General features: G+C 49.8%; 4 protein-coding genes. All 4 read left to right on the top strand.

Going from position 1 to position 3,624, the window contains the following annotated elements:
* The coding region (locus tag JRI89_17180) for a phospho-2-dehydro-3-deoxyheptonate aldolase (protein ID MBW2072964.1) at window positions 1-196 on the top strand (196 nt) is incomplete at its 5' end.
* 287 nt (window positions 197-483) lie between these two features.
* On the top strand, window positions 484-1,200 hold the full coding sequence (locus JRI89_17175) for a rubrerythrin family protein (protein ID MBW2072963.1): 717 nt from the start codon (window positions 484-486) through the stop codon (window positions 1,198-1,200).
* Window positions 1,201-1,330: 130 nt separating this feature from the next.
* Window positions 1,331-2,161, top strand: coding sequence for a mechanosensitive ion channel (locus JRI89_17170; GenBank protein MBW2072962.1), 831 nt, complete (start codon window positions 1,331-1,333; stop codon window positions 2,159-2,161).
* An 844-nt stretch (window positions 2,162-3,005) separates the two neighbouring features.
* Window positions 3,006-3,624 (top strand): tetratricopeptide repeat protein (locus JRI89_17165; GenBank protein MBW2072961.1); only part of this gene is annotated, 619 nt, incomplete at its 3' end.

Genomic DNA, 3,624 nt, shown 5'->3' with positions numbered 1-3,624 from the left:
GTTCAACGTGCTCAAGGTGTTCGCTGATCACCAGGTCAACCTGGTCAAATTGGAATCTCGGCCTATCCACGGCAAGCCCTGGGAGTATATGTTCTACGTGGATCTGGAGGCAGACGTGGACGCTAACTCCTTCAAGCCGGTGCTGGTGGAGCTGGAAGCCAAGACAGATTATCTCAAGATTCTCGGCAGCTATTAACTGAGCTACAGTGGCTATTTACGCGAGTTTATACTTTACCGGCTTGCTTCATGGTGCCGGTGCCTATCTCCTGGTTGATCACAGTGAATTCAAGAGGGACACAGGGCCTGAGACAAAGGCCCTGATTTCATTGACCCCGATTCAGCAGCCAATCGGATTGAGCTTTTATGTTTGACCCTTTTGTCCCTGCTGTGATAGAGTTCGCTTCAGTCATTGACCCGCCAGCTGCTTTGTTCAGCAACAGTCAGCACCAATCTCGATAATCAGGGTGAGAAGATACCCACGTAATGACCGAAGAGGCAGTTACCGATAAAGACTCAGCAGTGACCAGGAGGCAGTTTCTCAAGAAGAGTGGCCTTGCCCTGATGCTGCTTCTGTTGAGCAGGGAGCTGCTGAAACTTGAGGCGGTTGCAGCGGCAGGCCACTTTCCTCTCACATTAGCTGCTCTCAAAGATGCTTATGACACAGAAATGGAGGCGCACCATAACTATGTGGCCTTCAGCAAAAAGGCTGATTCTGAAAAATATCACAATATTGCCTACCTTTTTACAGCGTTTGCCATATCGGAAAAAATCCATGCAGACAACTTTTCCAAATGCTTTGTTGAGCTGGATAAGGCCGCGCCCGTGTGGAAAGGACTGGAAGTCAATGTTGCCACCACGAAAAAAAATATCAGAAGAGCAGCAAAACATGAGCTGCAGTTGATAGATTACAAGTATCCAGAGCTTCTGAAACATCTGCAGCACGAAAATTATGAGAAGGCTCTGCGGTATTGTAAATATGCTCTGGAATCGCACCAGCAGCATCGAGAACATATTTCTCAAATAGTGAAATACTCCGGCATATTTTTTAGATTCCTGGTGAGAGAATTCGAGAAAAACCCGGTGGATTACTTTGTCTGTTTATACTGCGGTTCCACTGTGATAGAGGTACCCCTTTACAGCTGTAGTATTTGTAGTGAACCAGTCAGTTGGTATCGAAAGATTCCCAAGAAGCGAGGTTAATTTCTTGCCGTACTTATATTGCTCTGCTGCTCATGGGAATCGCCACCGCAGTCGCTCAGATCTGGGAGCAATTTCGGGACTAACTAGAGACAACAAGAACCAAAAGGCTTGAAAGGAAAGGGAGGAATGCATGGATTTTAGCACCATTCTACCAAGATTACAGGAATTCGCCGCTTTTTACGGCATCAGGATCCTGGCGGCGATTATCATCCTTGTTGTAGGACGCTGGATCGCCAAGGCACTGAAAAATTTCGTTGAGAGAATGATGACCAGGAGCAATGTTGATGCTACCCTGATATCCTTTATTGGAAACCTTACCTATGTGGCACTGTTGACGTTTGTGGTCATTGCGGCGATAAACCAACTGGGAGTCCAGACAACTTCATTCATTGCCGTCATCGGTGCCGCTGGCCTGGCAATCGGTCTTGCCTTGCAGGGGTCTCTGGCAAATTTTGCTGCTGGAGTTCTGATGATTCTCTTCAGACCATTGAAGGCAGGCGACTATGTTGAAGCCGCCGGCGTTGCTGGGGTAGTTGCAGAGATCCAGATTTTCACTACTCAGCTCACTACCCCTGACAATAAGACCATAATAGTGCCGAACGCCAAGCTTATGGGAGACAACATCATCAATTATTCCGCCAAGGATACCAGGCGAGTGGATATGGTAATAGGTGTGGGCTACGGCGACGACCTCAAGAAGGTGAGACAGGTTCTGCAGGGTATTCTAGCGCAGGACGAGCGAGTGCTCAAAGACCCAGCACCGACGATTGCTGTGTCAGAACTGGCGGACAGCAGCGTTAATTTTGTGGTTCGGCCGTGGGTAAAGACGGCAGACTATTGGAATGTTTATTTTGACACAACAGAGACTGTAAAAAGGCGTTTCGATGAAGAGGGCATATCAATTCCCTTCCCACAGCGCGACATACATCTTTATGAGGAGAAACCGGCAGAACTTCAATAAGATCAGAGCAGAATCTTTCCAGGTGAATGCATGTTGCCGCAATCAGCAGGAGGCAGGGGCTACGGTCAGGATGTGCGTTACCTCAGGGGTGCATGAGCGTGGGCGTCTTTTCTGCCGTAGCCGCAGCTGATTGCCGACAGGCGCGTCGCTGCCCTTGCAGTGAGCCCGGTTGGTGTACCTGCCCAGGGCAGCGCCAGGCTCCTTTCACAGAGTCGTGAAGCGGCAGCAGCGATTCCTCAAGCCATGGCCAGCCTTCTATGGTTAAAGGCTGTTATGGAGTGGGCTGCATTTGTCGAGTTCTCGGTGTCTGGGGCCAATGTTTTTGGCTGGGACAATGGCACCCTGCGGCGATCGCTAGCCGGGGGAGACCAGGCTTGGAAAGCCGTATGGCCGAGCGGCCGCCTATTTTACAGTTGCCTCAGGCGTACATCGGTAACCGCTATCTTTCTCCAGATGCGAGCTATGCTATAGCTCGGCTCGCCTTTTCCATGTTCTCATATCTCTTCCAGGCTAATTATCTCATCTCTATACCATTTTCTCTCTGTACTTCCGGGCGAACTGGCACTGTTATTGCTTGATTAACCTTGACGCTCTACAAGGTGCGTGAGGCTGCATTGTTTGAGGAACAGTGAGGAATAGTTCCCGGGGGAAGGTGGAGGCTGGGAAAGAGGAATACTTTGTGATCACCTGTGTAGTGCGACAGTGCCGAAGGCAAGATGCGGCAGTCGCCGCACTGTTGCCAGCAAACAGTGCGGCCTGAGGCTGAGAAGCCGCCAGGAGAGGACAACCCCGGTGAGAAATTCCAGATTATGAATAGTCACAGAGTGCTAAGGGAGGTTTAGGGGTGGACTATGTAGAGAAATGGCGACAATTGAATGCACGAGTGATTGCCTTCCATCAGCAGGGTTGGTATGTGGCCGCTGTGAAACCCGCGGAACAGGCTCTTGAACTGGCAACAAATACTTTTGGCTCTGATGACCTGCGGGTGGCAGAATCACAGAAAAATCTTGCCCTGGTATACTATTCTCAAGCTAATTCTGTTGAAGCAGCTGCAGGGCATGAGAAACAAAAAGGGGCTCATGGCGACCCAAGGGGCGAGAGGCCCAATTCAACAAAGTCTATTCATAGTCTGGTCTTGAAAAGACTCGCTAGCAACAAGCGCGCTATGGCCAATTCCAAGGAAAAGCATCTTGGTGTTGACCACCCGGAGGTTGCAGAATGTCGGCGGTTGTTAAAAACAATGTTCGAGCGACAATCAGCCGATGGAGGGTCGCTGGCCGAAAATAACAGAGCGGCAATAACTGCTTCATCCGGAGATGTCAGGAGCAGTTGTGAAAATTTTGGGGAACCATTTCCAGAGCAGGTGCGATTTCAACAGGAGTTTGCTGCGGAGCTGTCAAAGTCGGACCTGAATGCAGCTATCAAGGGAATGACTATCAGCATTGGCCAACAAGGTGCATTCA

The sequence above is a fragment of the Deltaproteobacteria bacterium genome (assembly GCA_019309045.1).
Taxonomy (GTDB): Bacteria; Desulfobacterota; Syntrophobacteria; order BM002; family BM002; genus JAFDGZ01.
Note: the sequence above shows the minus strand (reverse complement) of the source record. Positions and strands in the feature narration are given on the sequence as shown.

Coding starts and splice junctions, on each gene's coding strand:
- JRI89_17175 (MBW2072963.1), top strand. CDS start 484: ATGACCGAAGAGGCAGTTACCGATAAAGACTCAGCAGTGACCAGGAGG.
- JRI89_17170 (MBW2072962.1), top strand. CDS start 1,331: ATGGATTTTAGCACCATTCTACCAAGATTACAGGAATTCGCCGCTTTT.